The organism is Acidisoma sp. 7E03 (assembly GCF_054665075.1).
The window spans coordinates 1-255 of record NZ_BAAFHE010000076.1; the positions used below are offsets into that span (position 1 = coordinate 1).

The 255-nt window shown below is 71.0% G+C and carries 1 protein-coding gene; it reads right to left on the reverse strand.

Translation table 11 applies throughout. The annotated features are described in order from the left end of the window. Positions 1-255, reverse strand: a 255-nt coding sequence (locus tag ACYQ6W_RS22750) for a hypothetical protein (RefSeq protein ID WP_459678598.1), incomplete at both ends; no start/stop codon positions are given.

Consider the following 255-nt stretch of genomic DNA (forward strand, 5'->3'; position numbering starts at 1 on the left):
TGAGGACGGCCGCTTCCGCCGTGGACAGTGCCGCGACCTGCGCGGAACTCAGTCCGGAGATCGCCGTATTGGTGACGGCGGAGAAATTGCCGCCGAGGCCGGAGATCGCGGCGGTGGTGAGTGCCCCGAGCTGCGAGGAACTGAGGCCGGAGATGGCGGCGGTGCCGAGCACGCTCGCTTCGGCCGAGGTGAGGCCGGTGAGGGCCGCGGTGGTGAGCGAGTCGAAGGTGGTGCCGAGCGCGGAGGTATCGGCGG